Genomic DNA, 16,082 nt, shown 5'->3' with positions numbered 1-16,082 from the left:
GCGCGCCATGACCTCGCCGAGCTTGCAAGACCGCGCGCTCGCCGCCTATCTGGGCTTCGCGATCGGCGACGCGCTCGGCGCCACCGTCGAGTTCATGACCAAGTCGGAGATTGCGGCGCGCTACGGCGTGCACAAGGACATCATCGGCGGTGGCTGGCTGCGGCTGAAGCCTGGGCAGGTCACCGACGACACCGAGATGGCGCTCGCGCTCGGCCGCTCGCTGATCCGCTGCGGCGGCCTCGAGCTGTCTGATCTCTGCGACGAATTCGCCGCCTGGCTGAAGACCGGCCCCGTCGATGTCGGCAGCACCTGCCGCCGCGGCATCCGCCGTTACATCACAACCGGGGAGATGCAGGGGGCGTATTTCGAAGGCGACGCCGGCAACGGCGCCGCGATGCGGATCCTGCCGCTAGCGCTCGCCACCTCCGGTCGTCCGGAGCAGGCCAATGCCTGGACCATCGCGCAAGCGCATATTACGCATCATCATCCGTTGTCGGATGCGGCGGCGCTCGCGCTGGTCAAGATGTTGCAGTCACTGCTGGCGGGGCAGGGGCAAAGCGCCGCCCGCGTCATCGCCGACGATCTGGTGCACGCCCACCGCATTTTTGGTTTCACGCCGTATCGCGGTCCCGCTACCGCCTATGTGGTCGACACTCTGCGGACCGTGCTGCACTACTATTTCGCGACCGGCAGCTTTGCCGATTGCCTGATCGCCACCGTCAATCAGGGCGACGATGCCGACACCACCGGCGCACTCGCCGGAATGCTCGCCGGCGCCACCTATGGCCTCGCCGCAATCCCGAAGCGTTGGCTCGATCGGCTCGACCGCGAGACGGTCACGGCCATCCGCGGTCAGGTGCCGAAGCTATTGGAACTGGCGGCGGCCGCGCCTGGGTAGCGGATCGCCTGGATGGTGCCGCACATGGGAAAGGCCCCACGCTCTGCGGAGCCTCTCTCGCGACGGATCGATCTGGACGAGTGACGTCGCAAGATCATCCCGTTTGCAGGATCGATCCCAGCTATGATCAGTGCTGTTCGATCTCCAGCAGCGCGACGAATTGGTGGATGAAATCGTAGATGCTCCAGTACAGCGCGCCGTGTGTATCGATGTCGTCGGTGCGAAACGCCTGTGCGAATGATGCCATGACTGCCACCCTTGTTTTTGTTGTGCCGCGGACGCCGCTGGCGTCGTCGCGGGAGCAGCCTCGGCCGGCACCACTTAACAACTGGTTGGAAGGGCAGGCGCTCGTACTTTGGAGCGTTAGCGGACGTTGAACAAACGCCGCTGAGCGGCAGAAATAACTACACCGATACCAAGCGGAATGGCATGTCGGGATTTCGGCCGTTAATAATTACCAGCGGTGGCGCGCTAAATGTCTCGGTTCAAACAAGCTCAATCGTCGACGCGGGTCAAAATGGCCTTCATCGGAAGGCCGGGTGTCTCGTGGGCGTAGCCTTCGATCGTGACGTAGCCATCCTTGGCGACGCCATCGAAGATGATTTCGAACGGCTCGATCCCGAACACCGACAGCCGCGAATGATCTGACGAGTAGCGTACCCCGCGCAGATTCCCGCTCACTGTCAGTCCCTTCTCCGAATAGGCGCCGGAATACAGGAATGTGGAGTCGCCGCCCTGGATCTTGCCGTCGTGGAGAAAGATCACGCCGTGCGACTTCTTTCGCGCCGTCTCGAACTCGGCCTTGTAGAACCCTCGTAGATGATCGGTCATATCCACCCCTGCGATCGCCGCGGGTGCTCTACCACTCCAGGTTTAGTAAGAGAAGCGGTGGATGCATCTGGAGTTGAAAAATGCTGCGGGAGCTTAGGCGAGGCGGTGCGGCGAGGGCGTTCTGATCGCACGCGAAGTCGCCTACGAGCGGTCGATCGCGGTGCATCAAATTGCTGCACAAAGGCGGTAAAAGCGGCAGGTTTCGCATCAACAATGCGCTTGACTTGAACTACGAACTCGACGACCGTAATCGTCAAGCGTTGGGCAACTAAGCCCTGAGACGCAAAGAGTTTTGAACCATTTCCGACACCGCGCTGATCGATGCGCGTTTGGTTGGTGGCGAAAGCGCCCTCGGCTCGACAGCCGGTGGGCGCTTTTTGTTTTTGGACACGAGCATGACGAAGCGGCTGCGCATCGGTGTGATGTTCTCCACGACCGGCTCCTACGGGGCGGTCGGGCGCACCATGCTCAATGGCGCGATGCTCGGGCTCAGCGAGGTGGCGACCAGCGGGAACGGGCCGGAGATCGAGCCGGTCATCGTCAATCCCGGCGGCGACCTGTCGCAGTATCGCGCGCTGGCTCACGAGCTGCTGGCCTCCGGCGTCCGGCAGGTGATCGGCTGCTACACGTCGTCGAGCCGCAAAGAGGTGATTCCGTGCTTTGAGAAGCACGATGGCCTGTTGTGGTACCCGTCGCACTATGAAGGCTTCGAGAGCTCCGACAACGTCATCTATACCGGCGCCTCGCCGAACCAGCACGTGCTGCCGTTGGTCGATTTTCTTGCCGCCAAGCACGGCAAGCGCGCGTTCTGTATCGGCTCGAACTACATCTGGGCGTGGGAGAACAACCGGATCTTCCGCGAAGCGCTGATCGCGCGCGGCGGCGCGGTGCTGGCGGAGCGCTATCTTGCGGTCGGGGACACAGACGTCGATCGCGCCGTCGCGGCGATCCTGGAGCAGCGCCCGGATTTCGTGTTCAACAATCTGATCGGTACCAGCGCCTACGCCTTCTTCCGTGCGTTTCGTGCGGCCTGCCGGGCGCGCGGCATCGATCAGGCTGCCGAGATTCCGGTGGCGAGCTGCACCCTGGCCGAGCCGGAGCTTTCCGAAATCGGCGCCGAAGCGGTCGACGGGCATCTGTCGTCGAGCGTGTATTTCGCTTCGCTGGCAGGCGCCGCCAACGATGCCTTCACCCAGGCTTACGCGACGAAGTTTCCGGATGCGCCGCCGACGTCGGCGGATGCGGAAGCCTGCTACATCGCGGTCAAGCTGCTCGCCGCCGCTCTGCAGCAGGCCGGCACCGATGAAGCGAGCGCGGTGCGCGCGGCGGTCGCCGATCAGCGCCTGATCGCTCCCCAGGGGGAGGTGCGGATCGATCCGCAGACCTATCACGCCTGGCTGACGCCGCGGATCGGACGTTCGACGGCGGCGGGTCAATTCGAAGTGCTGCTCGAAGCGCCTGAGCCGATCGCGCCCGATCCGTATCTGGTGCAAACCTCGCCGCGGTTCGCCGCCGCTATGCGTTCTCCATTGTTGAGGCTGGTGAAGTCATGACCTTCCGACCGGTTCAGAACTTCAAGGGCGGCCGCGCGCTCGTGGTGATGGAGCGCACGGGCAGGGAAGGCGCGCTGGAGCCGACGCTGGCCAAGCTCGGCGTCAGCTGCGAGATCGCCGCGATCGTCGACGGACGGGCTCAGGTTGACCTTACTTCGCTGGTGCCTGATCGCGACATGCTGTTCGTCGACGGCGATCTCGACGGTGTCCTGGCGATCGAGCTCAATCCGCTGTCGCAGCTGCCGCCGGTGCCGGTGATCGGGCTGGTCGGCGTCGAGGCGCCGAGCCGGCTGAAGGCACTGGTCAATCTCGGTGCCACCGCGTTCCTGCGCAAGCCGGTGCACGGCGGCGCCGTGTACTCGGCGCTGTTCATGGGCATCAACCAATTTCTCCTGCGTGGCGGGATGCAGGAGCGCCTGCAGACGCTCGAGGAGCGCCGTCGCGGCCGCAGGGCCGTGCTGCGCGCCGTGGTCCAGCGGATGCGGGACAGCGGCCTCGACGAAGACGGCGCTTACGACCAGATCCGCCGGGAGAGCATGCGCGTGAGGCAGAGCCTGGAGAGTTACTGCGAGGATCTGCTGAGCCGACGGGCGAGGCCGCCCGATTCGACTGGCCACACCGGCACTCCGCCGCTGCACCGTGGCGACAAACGAGCGATGTAGGAGACAGCAACATGACCGGAACTGTATTACGGGGACTGCATGCCGCAGTCCTCACGGGGACGCTTGTCCTCGCGTCAGGGGCGGCGTTCGCCGCGGAGAAGCCGATTAAGCTCGGTGTGCTCGAGGATCAATCGGGCGATTTCGCGGTGGCGACGATCGGCAAGGTCCACGCCATCCAGCTCGCCGCCGACGAGATCAACAAGGCCGGCGGCATCATGGGCCGGCCGCTCGAACTGGTGGTGTACGACACCCAGTCCGACAACACCCGCTATCAGGAATTCATGCGCCGGGTGCTGCAGCGGGACAAAGCGGACGCGGTGTTCGCCGGCTTCTCCTCGGCCTCACGCGAAGCCTATCGGCCGATCGTCGATCAGCTTAACGGTCTCGCCTTCTACAACAATCAGTATGAAGGCGGCGTCTGCGACGGCCACATGATCGTTACCGGTGCGGTGCCCGAGCAGCAATTCTCGACGCTGATCCCCTGGATGATGGAGAAGTACGGCAAGAAGGTCTACACGCTCGCCGCCGACTACAATTTCGGCCAGATCTCGGCCGAGTGGGTGCGCAACATCGTCAAGCTGCACGGCGGCGAAATGGCCGGCGAGGAGTTCATCCCGCTCGGCGTCTCGCAGTTCTCGCAGAGCATCCAGAACATCCAGAAGGCCAAGCCGGACTTCGTGGTGACGTTGCTGGTCGGCACCGCGCAGGCTTCGTATTACGAACAGGCTGCTTCTGCCAACGTCAACCTGCCGATGGCGTCCTCTGTCAACGTCGGGCAGGGCTACGAGCACAAGCGCTTCAAGCCGCCGAGCCTGAAGGACATGTACGTCACCACCAATTACATCGAGGAGATCGACTCGCCGCAGAGCAAGGCGTTCCTGGCCAAATTCAAGGCCAAGTTCCCGAACGAGCCGTACGTCAATCAGGAGGCCGAGAACTCCTACCTTGCGGTGTATCTCTACAAGCAGATGGTGGAGCGGGCGAAGTCGACCAATCGCGACGAGATCCGCAAGGTGATCGCGCAGGGTGACGTCTGCATGGATGCGCCGGAAGGCAAGGTCTGCATTGACCCGAAGAGCCAGCACATGTCGCACACCATCTATCTGGCGCACGTCAATGCCGATCACTCGATCGACTTCCCGAAAGTCTGGCCGGACATCAAGCCGTATTGGCTTGGCGAGGCCGGCTGTGACCTGACCAAGAAGGATCCGATGGCGCAATACACGCCGTCGAACCCGCCGCCCAAGTAAGTGCGGCGGCCCGCTCCGGCGCACCCTGACGCGCCGGAGCGGCTGCTCTGCCTCCAACGGACTTTCGTCGGGCCGCCGGAGCTGCGGCCTTCCACGCCCACCTTGCTGGACGTCAGATGGACATCGCTACCTTCGCCTTCGCGGCGCTGTATCAATTCGCCGACGCCTTCGCCTTCCTGGTGCTGTCGGCCTGCGGGCTCGCCGTCATCTTCGGCATGATGGGGGTCATCAATCTCGCCCACGGCGAGTTCATCATGTGCGGTGCCTATGTCACCGCCACCGCCGTGCACGCCGGATTGCCGCTGCCGCTCGCCATCCTGGCCGGTGCGCTGGTGTCCGCGGTGGTGGGCATGCTGGTCGAGTTCGTGGTGGTGCGGCATCTGTATGAACGTCCGCTCGACACCATCGTGGCGACCTGGGGCCTCAGCCTGATTGCCACCCAAGGCACGCTCATCGTGATCGGCTCGACCATGGCCGGCGTCGGCACGCCGTTCGGCAGCTTTCAGGTCGGCGCCTATTCGTATTCGATCTATCGGATCGTGCTGTTCCTGGCTGCGCTCGGCGTGCTCGGATCACTGTACGCGCTGTTCAATTGGACCTCGTTCGGCGTGAAGGCGCGCGCCACAATCCAAGTGCCGCATATGGCGGATGCGCTCGGCGTCGACACCCGCTGGATCTACAGCCTGACCTTTGCCTGCGGTGCCGGCCTCGCCGGGCTTGCCGGCGGGCTCTACGCGCCGACCATGACGCTGGTGCCGACGATGGGCGCGACCTTCCTGATGGAGGCGTTCGTCACCGTGGTGATCGGCGGCGCCGATGTGTTTCTCGGCACTGCGCCGGCTGCTGCGGTCCTCGCGGTGGTGAAGTCGGCGATGACCTCCTGGCAGGGCCAGTTGTTCGGCCAGATCGGCCTCTTGGTCGCGGTGATCATTGTGGTCCGGGTACTGCCGAAAGGCATCTCCGGCTTCCTGCTGCGCGAACGGACCTGAGGGAGGCGAGGGTGAACGGATTGATCTCTCTCTTCCGCCGGCTCGAAGGCCCGCAGACCAAAGGTCGCGGCAAGCTGTTCTGGTCGGTGTTCGTGCTGGCATTGCTCGGCGCGCTCGCCTATCCGATGTTCAGCGACGGCTACACCGTCGGCAACACCGCGTACTTCTTTGTCTGGGTGTTCATTGCGCTGAGCCTTTGCCTGATCTGGGGCTACGGCGGTGCGCTGTCATTCGGCCAGACCGCATTCTTCGGCATCGCGGGCTACAGCTACGGCATCCTGACGCTGAACTTCGGCGCGGCGTACGGTTTCACGCTGGTCGCGGTGCTGGCAGCGATCGCGATCGCCGCGGTGGTGGCGCTGCTGCTCGGCTACTTCATGTTCTTCGGCCGGATCGAAGGCGTGTTCCTCGGCATCGTCACGCTCGCCGTGACCTTGATGCTGGAGCGCTTCATGGCCCAGACCGCCGGACCGGAATGGCGGATCGGCGCGGCGCGGCTGAACGGCTTCAACGGCATGAGCGGAATGCCGCCGATCACCATCCCCTGGTTCGACGGGCCGATCGTGCTGTTCGCCGATGTCGGGTTGTACTACCTCGTCCTGGCGCTGGTGGTTGTTGTTTATCTCGGCCTGCGCATCCTGGTGAACTCCTCGTTCGGCAACGTCATCGTGGCGATCCGGGAGAATCCGGAGCGCGCCGAAATGCTCGGCTACGACATCCGCAAGTATCAGCTCATCAACTTCGTGATCGGCGCTGGGCTCGCCGGCCTGTCGGGCGTGCTTTACACCGCCTGGGGCCAGTACATCACGCCATCGAGCATGGGCATGACGTCGGCGGCGCTGCCGCTGATCTGGGTCGCGGTCGGGGGGCGCAGTGATCTGACCTCGACGCTGGTCGGCACGCTGGTGGTGCTCGCCGGTTTCCAAGCCCTGACGATCTACGGCAGCCAATACGCACTGGTGGTGATGGGGCTTCTGCTGGTGCTCACCGTGTTGATTGCGCCGAATGGCCTGGTGCTGGGAGCAATGAACGTGATCGGCCGGCTCGTCGCCCGCGCCAAGGGAGGACGGAACTGATGGCGCTGCTGCAACTCCGCGGCCTGAACAAGCATTTCGGCGGCCTGCACGTCACCAATCAGGTGAACCTGTCGTTCGAGACTGGCGAGATCCACTGCCTGATCGGCCCCAACGGTGCCGGCAAGAGCACGCTGTTCCGGCTGATCCTCGGCGAATACGCGCCCGGCTCCGGTGAGATCTTCTTCGCGGGCGAGAACATCACGGCGCTCAAGTCGTTCGCGCGGATCGCGCGCGGGCTCTCGGTGAAGTTTCAGGTGCCCGGCGTGTTCAAGGGGCTGTCGGTGCGTCAGAACCTCGAGATCGCGCTGCAGCGGACGCGGCACGGCGCCGAGCTCGATCAGGAGATCGATCGGTTGCTGGCGTTTCTCGGCCTCGAAGCCGAGCAGAAGCAGACCGCGGGCAATCTCAGCCACGGTCAGAAGCAGTGGCTGGAGATCGGTATGGCGACCAGCCTGAAGCCGCGGATGCTGCTGCTCGATGAGCCGACCGCGGGGATGTCACCGGAAGAGACGTTCCAGACCGGCGAGATGGTCAAGCGGCTCAATGCCGGAGGCATGACGGTGCTGGCGATCGAGCACGACATGGCGTTCGTCCGCCAGGTCGCGCAGCGCGTGACCGTGCTGCATCTCGGTCAAGTGTTCGCACAGGGCTCGATCGACGACATCGTCGCCGACGAGCGGGTCGCGGCGATCTATCTCGGGCAGGCTCATCACCATGCGTAAGGAAGTCATCCTCAACACTGTGGGACTGCGGGCCGGCTATGGCGGCAAGCCGGTGCTACAAGGCCTCGAGATCGAGGTCCGGGAAGGCGAGATCATCGCGGTGATCGGCCGCAACGGCGTCGGCAAATCGACGCTGATGAAGAGCCTGATCGGGCTGATCCCGGCGATGGACGGCTCGATCGTGTTCCGCGGCGATGCCATCGAGCATTTGCCGGCGTTCAAGCGCGCGCGGCTCGGCATCGGCTACGTGCCGCAGGGCCGTGACGTGTTTCCGCGGCTCAGCGTCGCCGAGAACATCGCGGTCGGCGCCTCGATCAAGGGCCGGCTCACCGAGCAGCAGCGCCGCGAGGTGATCGAGACGTTTCCGATCCTCGGCGAGCGTTGGAGCCAGCGGGCCGGCACGATGTCCGGGGGGCAGCAGCAGCAGCTTGCGATCGGCCGGGTGCTGGTGGCGGATCCCGAACTGATCCTGCTCGACGAACCGTCCGAGGGCATTCAGCCGAACATCGTCCAGGATATCGCCCGCGACATGGTCGCGCTGAACGCCAAAACCGGCGTCACCATCATCCTGGTCGAGCAGAACCTCGACATGATCCGGGCGATGGCGCAGCGCTGCTACGTCATGGACAAGGGCCGGATCGTTGCCGACCTCGACCGCGCCGCGCTCGACGACGAGGCCGAAATGCGCCGCCACCTCGCGGTGTGAGCTGATTTCAACCAAGGAGACCAACATGGCCTGGCAGACTGAATCGATCATGGCGCGCAAGGGCGTCGCCAAGGGCGTTCGTGGCGCGACCCACACGCTCACCGAGGCGCAGCAGGGCAAGTATCACTACGTCTATGGACCTTATTTCGACAAGGTCCTGACCGTCGATCCCGGCGCGGTGGTGGCGGCCGAAACGCATGATGCGTTTGAAGGCGCGATCAAGAGCGAGACCGACGTTCCGTCGAAGATCCTGAACTTCCCGTTCCTCAATCCGCAGAACGGCCCGATCTGGGTCAATGGCGCCGAGAAGGGCGACACGCTGGCGGTGTACATCGAGAGCATCGTGCCGCGCGGCCCGCAGCCGCGGGGCACGACGGTGGTGATGCCCGAGTTCGGCGGCCTTGTCGGCACCGGCAACACCGCGCTGCTCAATCCGCCGCTGCCGGAGCGAGTCAAGAAGCTCGAAATCACCGCCGAGCACGGCACCAAATGGAATGACAAGATTACGCTGCCGTATGAGCCTTTCATCGGCACGATTGGGACCTCGCCGGAGATCGAAGCGATCTCGTCGCTGGTTCCGGACTACTACGGCGGCAACATGGATCTGCCCGATGTCGGTGTCGGCGCCATCATCTATCTGCCGGTCAATACCGCAGGCGCTCTGTTGTATCTCGGCGATTGCCATGCCGCACAGGGCGACGGCGAACTGTGCGGCGTTGCGATCGAGCATCCGACCGTGACAACGGTGCAGATCGATCTGATCAAGGGCTGGCCGATCCATTGGCCGCGGCTGGAGACCAAGGACTTCATCATGACGATCGGTTCGGCGCGGCCGATGGAGGATGCCGCCCGCATCGCCTATCGCGAGCTGTGCCGTTGGATGGCGGCGGATTACGGCTTCGACGAAATCGACGCCTATATGTTGCTGACGCAGGCCGGCCGCGTCCGGCTCGGCAACATGGTCGATCCGAAGTACACGCTCGGCGCGTCGATCAAGAAGTCGTTCCTGGTGTGAGGGGAGCGACGGCGATGTCGCAATTGCTGAAGGTCGCTACCGTCCAGTTCGAGCCGATCATGGCCGAGAAGGAGCGCAACATCGCGCGCCTGCTCGAGCTGTGCGAGGAGGCGGCGGTGGGAGGCGCCAAACTGATCGTCACCCCGGAGATGGGCACCACCGGCTATTGCTGGTACGACCGCGCCGAGGTGGCGCCGTTCGTCGAGCCGATCCCGGGGGCGACCACGGCGCGGTTCGCCGAACTGGCGCGCAAGCACGATTGCTACATCGTCGTCGGCCTTCCGGAAGTCGATGAGGACGGCATCTATTACAATTCCGCCGTCCTGATCGGCCCGGAGGGATTGATCGGGCGTCACCGCAAGACGCATCCCTATATCTCCGAGCCGAAATGGTCGGCCGCGGGTGATCTGCACAATCAGGTGTTCGACACGCCGATCGGGCGGATCGCGCTGCTGATCTGTATGGACATCCATTTCGTCGAGACCGCGCGGCTGATGGCGCTCGGCGGCGCCGACATCATCTGCCACATCTCCAATTGGCTGGCGGAGCGGACCCCGGCGCCATACTGGATCAGCCGTGCGTTCGAGAATTCGTGCTACGTGATCGAGAGCAACCGCTGGGGGCTGGAGCGCACCGTGCAATTCTCCGGCGGAAGCTGCGTGATCGCGCCGGATGGCGGCATCGCTGCGGTGATCGATGGCGGCGATGGTGTTGCCTTCGCCGACATCGACCTGGAAGCGGCGCGGGCGCGGAGGATCGGCGGCGAGGCGGTGTTCCGGCAGCGGCGGCCGGAGCTATATCCCGAACTGCTGACCGGCACCTTCAGCTGGAATCCGTACGACTTCTTCGGGCTGTACGGACACGAGGCGTGGCCGAAGGGCAAGCGGTCCAAGCTCAGCGCTGCGCAGTTCGCCCCGAGTGGCGACGTCAATGCCAATCTCGATCGGATCGAGACGCTGGCGCGCCAGGCGGGAGCGGACGGCGCCGAGATGGTGGTGTTTCCCGAGCTTAGCCTGACCGGGTTTGATGATCCGAAGAGGCTTGCTATCTCTGTGCCGTGCGCCGCTACCGACCGGCTTGCGGCACTCGCGGGCGAGCTGTCGCTGTATCTCGTCTGCGGTCTCGCCGAGCGCGACGGCGAAATTCTGTATAACAGCGCGGTGCTGGTCGCGCCGGACGGCAGGCTCACGACCTATCGCAAGACTCATCTGACCGAAGATGAGCGGAGCTGGGCACAGCCCGGCGACAGCTTGGTGGTGACTGATACGCCGCTCGGCCGCGTCGGTCTGCTGATCGGCCACGATGCGATGTTTCCCGAAGCCGGCCGCGTGCTGGCGCTGCGCGGCTGCGACATCATCGCGTGCCCGGCAGCGATTGCGACGCGGTTCAGCACGCCGCATGCCGGCACCAGCGTCCAACAGCCGGCGCCGATCCCGACCGGTGCCGATCCGCATCACTGGCATCACTTCCGCGTCCGCGCCGGCGAAAACAACGTGTTCTTCGCGTTCGCCAATGTGGCGGATATGGCGCGCGGCTATCCGGGGCTGAGCGGCGTGTTCGGGCCTGATACGTTCGAATTTCCGCGCCGTGAGGCGCTGATCGGGAGCGAGGAGGGCGTCGCCACCGCGACGATCGACACCTCCAATCTCGACAGCGTGTATCCGACCAACGTGGTGCGGCGAAAGGATCTGGTCGCGATGCGGATGCCGCACAGCTATCGGCCGCTGGTGCAGGCTGTGGCCGGCAACTACTAACCAAAGGGAGCGAGCATGGATCTGGGATTGAAAGGCGCCAAGGTACTCGTCACCGGCGGCACCAAAGGTATCGGCCGCGCGATCGCCGAGACCTTCGCGGCGGAAGGTGCGCATGTCGGTCTATGTGCGCGCAATGCGGCCGAGGTCGAGAGCGCGGTCGCTGCGCTGAAGGCGAACGGCGTGTCGGCGTTCGGCAGTGCCGTCGACGTCTCCGATGGCCCGGGCATGAAGGCGTGGGTTGCCGACATGGCGGCCAAGCTCGGCGGCATCGATGTGGTGGTCGCCAATGTCAGCGCGCTGGCGATCGGCTCGGACGAAGAGAGCTGGGCGAAGGGCTTTTCCACCGACATGATGGGCACGGTGCGGCTGGTCGATGCCGCGATGCCGTTTCTCGAACAGAGCCAGCAGCCGGCGATCGTCACCGTCTCCAGCGTGTCGGGGCGGGAGATCGATTTTGCCGCCGGGCCCTACGGCACCTTCAAGGCGGCGATCATTCACTACACCCAGGGTTTGGCCTATCAGCTCGCCGGCAAGGGCATCCGTGCCAACACGGTCTCGCCCGGCAATACGTACTTCGAGGGCGGCGTCTGGGAGCAGATCAAGAACGGCAACCCCGATCTCTACAACACCGCGCTCGCGCTCAACCCGACCGGCCGGATGGGCACGCCGCAGGAGATGGCGAACGCCGTGGTGTTTCTCGCCAGCCGTGCCGCCAGCTTCATCACCGGCACCAATGTGGTGGTCGACGGCGCGCTCACCCGGGGCGTGCAGTTCTGAGGTGCTGCACGTCATGCTGAGCTATTTCATTCTGCCTCATGGAATGATGCTGTTACCAAATACCGTTGCGGGGTGAGCGCGCCCAAATAACGAGGCGCCGTGTGCTGATCAGTTGCGACGCGGCGTGTGGATCAGGCTATACAGCCGCGGTTCGGGTGGTGGGGGCCGCGGTGTCGAGTAGCAGCAGTAACTGCGCGGTCTGTCGATCTGCGACGGAATTGTTGCGCGCGCGCCCACTTGTGGAAGGCTACGAGCTTCGCGACTACGCGTGCCCGCAATGCGGCGGTGTGTTTAAGATCGTCGTCAAGTGCGAGGAAGCTTAGCCGCGGCAACCGCCGAAGCCGGATAAGCCTTGAGCTGCTCATCAGGCGCCGGCGAGGAGCGCTGTACCACGGCCTGATCGATCCATAGTGTTACCGGATCGCCAATGCCGAGCCCGCTTGCTTCGGACAAGCGGAGCCCCAACTTGCGGCCGTCGACCAGCACCGTGCAGACGCCGCTCGCGTCGCGCTCGCCGAGGTAGATGCCGGTGACGACAAATGGATCGCGGCCCAGCGCGGCGACCAGCGACTCCGCTGGCCTGCCGTCGAACACTACGCGGCCGTGCTCGAGCCGGACGACGCGGTCGGCGAGGCGAAGGATCTCGGATGCGTCGTGGCTGACCAGCAGGGTGGTGGTGCCGAAGCGGCGATGCAGCCGGAGCAGATCGTCCTGCAGCTTGCGCCGCATCGCCGGATCCAGCGCCGACAGCGGCTCGTCCAGCATCAGCAATGACGGCCGACGCGCGAGCGCGCGGATCAGCGCCAGCCTCTGCTTCTGTCCGCCCGACAGCCGGTCCGGCATGGCGTCGGCCAGCCCCTCAAGCTCGACCAGTTGCAGCAGCTCGTCGACCTCATTGCGATGGGCCCGTGATCCGATCGCATAGTCGACGTTGCCGCGCACCGTCATGTTAGGAAACAGCGCGTAGTCCTGAAAAACCAGTCCGATCGAGCGCTTTCGCGTCGGTAGGTTCACGCGCGCCGCGCTGTCGCTCCACAGCGTTCGGCCGACGCGGATGCGGGCCTCTGCCGGTCGCGTCAGCCCCGCCGCGGCCCTGAGCAGGGTGGTTTTGCCGGCACCCGAGGGACCGGGGATCGCCACCAGCGATCCCGGCGCGATCCTCAAGTCGACGTCGAGCCAGAACGGTCCCGCCGGCCCGCTCAGCGGTGTCCGGACGCGGAGCGCGATGTCGTCCGTCCCATTCTCCATTGCCTGTCTGCCCAGCGAGATCGTTGTATAGTGAAATATACAACGATCGCTGTCTCTGCTAGCCAGAGGTCGGCGAGCGGATGCAAGGGCGAGGGGTTTGGAATGGTGTGGTCGATCAGATCGGCGGTGATGGCTGTGGCTCTGGTGTCGTTCGCGGCGCCGACATTTGCGGACGAAACGACGCTGGCCGCGGGTGCAGGCTATCGGCGGCCGATCGTCGAACTGGCCGCTGCCTATGAAAAGCAGTCGGGTGACAAGCTTCTGCAGGTTTACGGCCACATGGGGCAGGTGCTGACGCAGGCGCGCGAAAGCACGCAGATTGCTCTGGTGTGCGGCGACAAGACTGTTTTGGAAAAGGCCAAGGATCTCGGCTTTGCGCTGATCGCGCCGCTCGGCCTTGGCCGGCTGGTGATCGCTTACCGCAAGGGCCTGACGCTCGCGAAGCCGGAAGATCTGGCGGCCCCCGAGTTCAAGCGGATCGGCATTCCGGATCAGGCTAGCGCCGTCTATGGCAAGGCCGGCCGGCAGGTTCTCGAGCGCAGTGGGCTGGCCGCAACGATCGATGCCCGCCTGGTGCCGGTCGCCACCGTGCCGCAGGTAACGAGCTACGTCGCCAGCGGCGAGGTCGATGCCGGCTTCATCAACGCCACCGATGCGATCGGCGCAGCGGGCAACATCGGCGGCTATGTCGCGGTCGACAGCAAGCTGTACGATCCGGCCGAGATCGTCTGCGGCGTGCGGGCCCCGGCCACGAAGGCGGCCGAGGGTTTCGTGCAATTCCTCGGCACCGAGCAGGCTCGCACCATCCTGCAGCGCTACGGGCTGTAGGCCGCGATGCTGGCTGCTGCGATCGAGGCGCTACGCGATCCGGCGCTGATCGCGCCCGCGCTGCTGTCGCTGAAGATCGCCGCAGCAACGCTGGTGCTGCACATCGTGCTCGGCACGCTGCTCGGCTGGGCGCTGGCGCAGCGATCGTGGCCGGGCCGCACCGTGCTCGACGCGGTGGTGACGATCCCGCTGGTGTTTCCGCCGATCGCGCTCGGCTTCTTTCTGTTGCTGCTGCTCGGACGCCGCAGCCCGGTCGGGCAGTGGCTCGACGCCAGCTTCGGCTTCAGCTTCGTGTTCTCGGTGGAGGGCGTCCTGCTGGCCTCGGTGATCGCCGGCCTGCCGCTGGTGGTGAAGCCGATCGAGGCGGCGATCGCCAGCGTGTCCCGAAGCCTCGGCGAGGCATCGCGGACGCTCGGCCGCAACGAATTCGAGACGTTCCTGTTCGTGATCCTGCCGAACATCCGCGGTGCGATCGTCGCCGGCTTGGTGCTCGGGACCGCGCGGTCGCTCGGCGAGGTCGGCATCACTTTGATGCTCGGCGGCAACATCGTCGGCAAGACCAACACGATCTCGCTCGAGGTCTACAACGCGGTGTTCAACGGTGAGTACGGCCGCGCGGCGGTGCTGTCGGCGCTGCTCGGCTTGGTATCGCTGATGGTGTTTGCGGTGCTGCGGCGGGCATCGCGACCGATCCCGCATTGAGCGGCACTGCGGGAGGAGGACTAATCCTCGCGCGACAGCTTGGCCTCCAGATTCTTCAGCGAGTCGGCCGATGGCGGCGCTTTCTTGAACTCGCGGATCGCCTCTGCCAGTTCCTGATCGGTCATCGGCGTCGCAGGCTGACGCAACCGGCCGCCGGCGAGACCGTCGGCGATCAGATCGAGGTGCTCATCCGGGCCGTCGAAGAACTGCCGGATGCGGGCGAGAAAGGCTCGGTAGGGCAATGGACCTCCTGACGGACGGAGCTGCGCCCTGGCGGCTGCGACGTCCCATGTTCTCTACTGTTCCCGACACGGAACGACTCGGGACTGTAGGCGGAACTGACAGGCCTAATCCTATCATTTGATCCAACGGCGGGCGAGCGGGGCAGCGATGTTCACCCCGCATGTGCCGGCACGTTGCGCTGGCGCGGCGTGGGCTCCTGGCGTGCCGCAGAAAACCTTTGCCGATACTGCCCCGGTGACAGGCCGGCGATCTTGGCGAACACCTTGCGAAACGATTTGGGATCCTTGTATCCGCATTGCCAGGCGATCTGGTCGATCGGCAGCGTCGTGCTTTCCAGCATCACGCGGGCGCGGCCGATCCGCAGGTTCTGGCAATACGCCAGCGGCGCGAACCCGGTGGCGCGTTGAAACCGGCGCTGAAACGTGCGGGGTTCGAGCCGGGCATGCTCGGCCATTGCCGCGACGGTCACCTCCGGCAGATCGATCCGCTGTAGCCAATGCTGCACCTTGAGGATCGCGGCGTCGCCGTGCCGGAGCCGCGGCAAGAACACGCTGTAGGCGCGCTGGTCGCGGCCGGGCGGATCGATGATGAAGCTGCGCGCGGTCTCGATCATCGTCGTCGGGCCGAGCAGCCGCTCGATCAAAGTGAGGCCCATATCGGTCCACGCCATCATGCCGCCGGCGGTGATGATGTCGCCGTCGTCGATGATCAGCTTGTCGGTGTCGACGCGGATGTCTGCGAACCGCTCGGCGAGTGCTTCGGCATAGGACCAGTGGGTGGTGGCGACGCGGCCTGCCAGTACGCCGGTCGCGGCGAGCAGGAACGTGC

17 protein-coding genes are annotated in these 16,082 nt (G+C 64.9%); 13 read left to right on the top strand and 4 right to left on the bottom strand.

The window, feature by feature from the left end; translation table 11 throughout:
- The first annotated feature begins 7 nt into the window (after window positions 1-7).
- Window positions 8-898 carry an ADP-ribosyl-[dinitrogen reductase] hydrolase gene (draG, locus tag DY467_RS17650; protein WP_164637876.1) on the top strand — a complete coding sequence of 297 codons (891 nt, stop codon included), beginning with the start codon at window positions 8-10 and terminating at the stop codon, window positions 896-898.
- A gap of 495 nt (window positions 899-1,393) precedes the next feature.
- Here the strand turns inward: draG and DY467_RS17645 are convergent, their stop codons facing one another.
- The gene (locus DY467_RS17645) at window positions 1,394-1,729 is read right to left on the bottom strand and encodes a GrlR family regulatory protein (protein ID WP_107344334.1); all 336 of its coding nucleotides are present in this window, start codon (window positions 1,727-1,729) and stop codon (window positions 1,394-1,396) included.
- 395 nt (window positions 1,730-2,124) lie between these two features.
- Here DY467_RS17645 and DY467_RS17640 point away from each other — a divergent pair, with 395 nt between their 5' ends.
- From DY467_RS17640 to DY467_RS17595, 10 genes are all read left to right on the top strand, one after another.
- Window positions 2,125-3,282, top strand: coding sequence for a transporter substrate-binding domain-containing protein (locus DY467_RS17640; RefSeq protein ID WP_164637875.1), 1,158 nt, complete (start codon window positions 2,125-2,127; stop codon window positions 3,280-3,282).
- Complete coding sequence (locus DY467_RS17635) at window positions 3,279-3,944, top strand: ANTAR domain-containing response regulator (RefSeq protein WP_164637873.1); 666 nt, start codon at window positions 3,279-3,281, stop codon at window positions 3,942-3,944. The genes DY467_RS17640 and DY467_RS17635 overlap by 4 nt, the downstream gene beginning before the upstream one ends.
- Before the next feature lie 11 nt (window positions 3,945-3,955).
- Window positions 3,956-5,194: an urea ABC transporter substrate-binding protein gene (locus tag DY467_RS17630; protein WP_164637871.1), complete on the top strand. Its 1,239-nt coding sequence runs from the start codon at window positions 3,956-3,958 to the stop codon at window positions 5,192-5,194.
- Between the two features lie 116 nt (window positions 5,195-5,310).
- Window positions 5,311-6,183: an ABC transporter permease subunit gene (locus DY467_RS17625; protein WP_107344338.1), complete on the top strand. Its 873-nt coding sequence runs from the start codon at window positions 5,311-5,313 to the stop codon at window positions 6,181-6,183.
- A gap of 11 nt (window positions 6,184-6,194) precedes the next feature.
- Window positions 6,195-7,259 (top strand): branched-chain amino acid ABC transporter permease, encoded by a 1,065-nt coding sequence (locus DY467_RS17620; RefSeq protein WP_164637868.1) that lies wholly within the window; start codon window positions 6,195-6,197, stop codon window positions 7,257-7,259.
- Window positions 7,259-7,981 (top strand): ABC transporter ATP-binding protein, encoded by a 723-nt coding sequence (locus DY467_RS17615; protein ID WP_011157964.1) that lies wholly within the window; start codon window positions 7,259-7,261, stop codon window positions 7,979-7,981. The genes DY467_RS17620 and DY467_RS17615 overlap by 1 nt, the downstream gene beginning before the upstream one ends.
- On the top strand, window positions 7,974-8,687 hold the full coding sequence (locus DY467_RS17610; protein ID WP_164637866.1) for an ABC transporter ATP-binding protein: 714 nt from the start codon (window positions 7,974-7,976) through the stop codon (window positions 8,685-8,687). The genes DY467_RS17615 and DY467_RS17610 overlap by 8 nt, the downstream gene beginning before the upstream one ends.
- A 25-nt stretch (window positions 8,688-8,712) precedes the next feature.
- The gene (locus DY467_RS17605) at window positions 8,713-9,702 is read left to right on the top strand and encodes an acetamidase/formamidase family protein (RefSeq protein WP_107346574.1); all 990 of its coding nucleotides are present in this window, start codon (window positions 8,713-8,715) and stop codon (window positions 9,700-9,702) included.
- A gap of 14 nt (window positions 9,703-9,716) precedes the next feature.
- On the top strand, window positions 9,717-11,456 hold the full coding sequence (locus DY467_RS17600; protein WP_164637865.1) for a nitrilase-related carbon-nitrogen hydrolase: 1,740 nt from the start codon (window positions 9,717-9,719) through the stop codon (window positions 11,454-11,456).
- Between the two features lie 15 nt (window positions 11,457-11,471).
- The gene (locus DY467_RS17595) at window positions 11,472-12,233 is read left to right on the top strand and encodes an SDR family NAD(P)-dependent oxidoreductase (RefSeq protein ID WP_164637863.1); all 762 of its coding nucleotides are present in this window, start codon (window positions 11,472-11,474) and stop codon (window positions 12,231-12,233) included.
- Between the two features lie 303 nt (window positions 12,234-12,536).
- Here DY467_RS17595 and DY467_RS17590 read toward each other — a convergent pair whose 3' ends face one another.
- Window positions 12,537-13,481, bottom strand: coding sequence for an ABC transporter ATP-binding protein (locus tag DY467_RS17590; RefSeq protein ID WP_164637861.1), 945 nt, complete (start codon window positions 13,479-13,481; stop codon window positions 12,537-12,539).
- Between the two features lie 129 nt (window positions 13,482-13,610).
- Here DY467_RS17590 and modA point away from each other — a divergent pair, with 129 nt between their 5' ends.
- Together modA and modB are read left to right on the top strand one after the other, a co-directional pair.
- Window positions 13,611-14,309 (top strand): molybdate ABC transporter substrate-binding protein, encoded by a 699-nt coding sequence (gene modA, locus DY467_RS17585; protein ID WP_246701569.1) that lies wholly within the window; start codon window positions 13,611-13,613, stop codon window positions 14,307-14,309.
- Between the two features lie 6 nt (window positions 14,310-14,315).
- Window positions 14,316-15,011, top strand: coding sequence for a molybdate ABC transporter permease subunit (gene modB / locus DY467_RS17580; RefSeq protein WP_164637857.1), 696 nt, complete (start codon window positions 14,316-14,318; stop codon window positions 15,009-15,011).
- A 20-nt stretch (window positions 15,012-15,031) separates the two neighbouring features.
- On the opposite strand, the gene DY467_RS17575 is transcribed toward modB, so the two are convergent.
- Window positions 15,032-15,253 carry a hypothetical protein gene (locus tag DY467_RS17575; protein ID WP_164637849.1) on the bottom strand — a complete coding sequence of 74 codons (222 nt, stop codon included), beginning with the start codon at window positions 15,251-15,253 and terminating at the stop codon, window positions 15,032-15,034.
- A gap of 152 nt (window positions 15,254-15,405) precedes the next feature.
- Window positions 15,406-16,082 (bottom strand): GlxA family transcriptional regulator (locus tag DY467_RS17570; RefSeq protein WP_164637847.1); only part of this gene is annotated, 677 nt, incomplete at its 5' end.

It is taken from the genome of Rhodopseudomonas sp. BR0G17 (assembly GCF_010907025.1).
Lineage (GTDB): Bacteria > Pseudomonadota > Alphaproteobacteria > Rhizobiales > Xanthobacteraceae > Rhodopseudomonas > Rhodopseudomonas palustris_H.
Note: the sequence above shows the minus strand (reverse complement) of the source record. Positions and strands in the feature narration are given on the sequence as shown.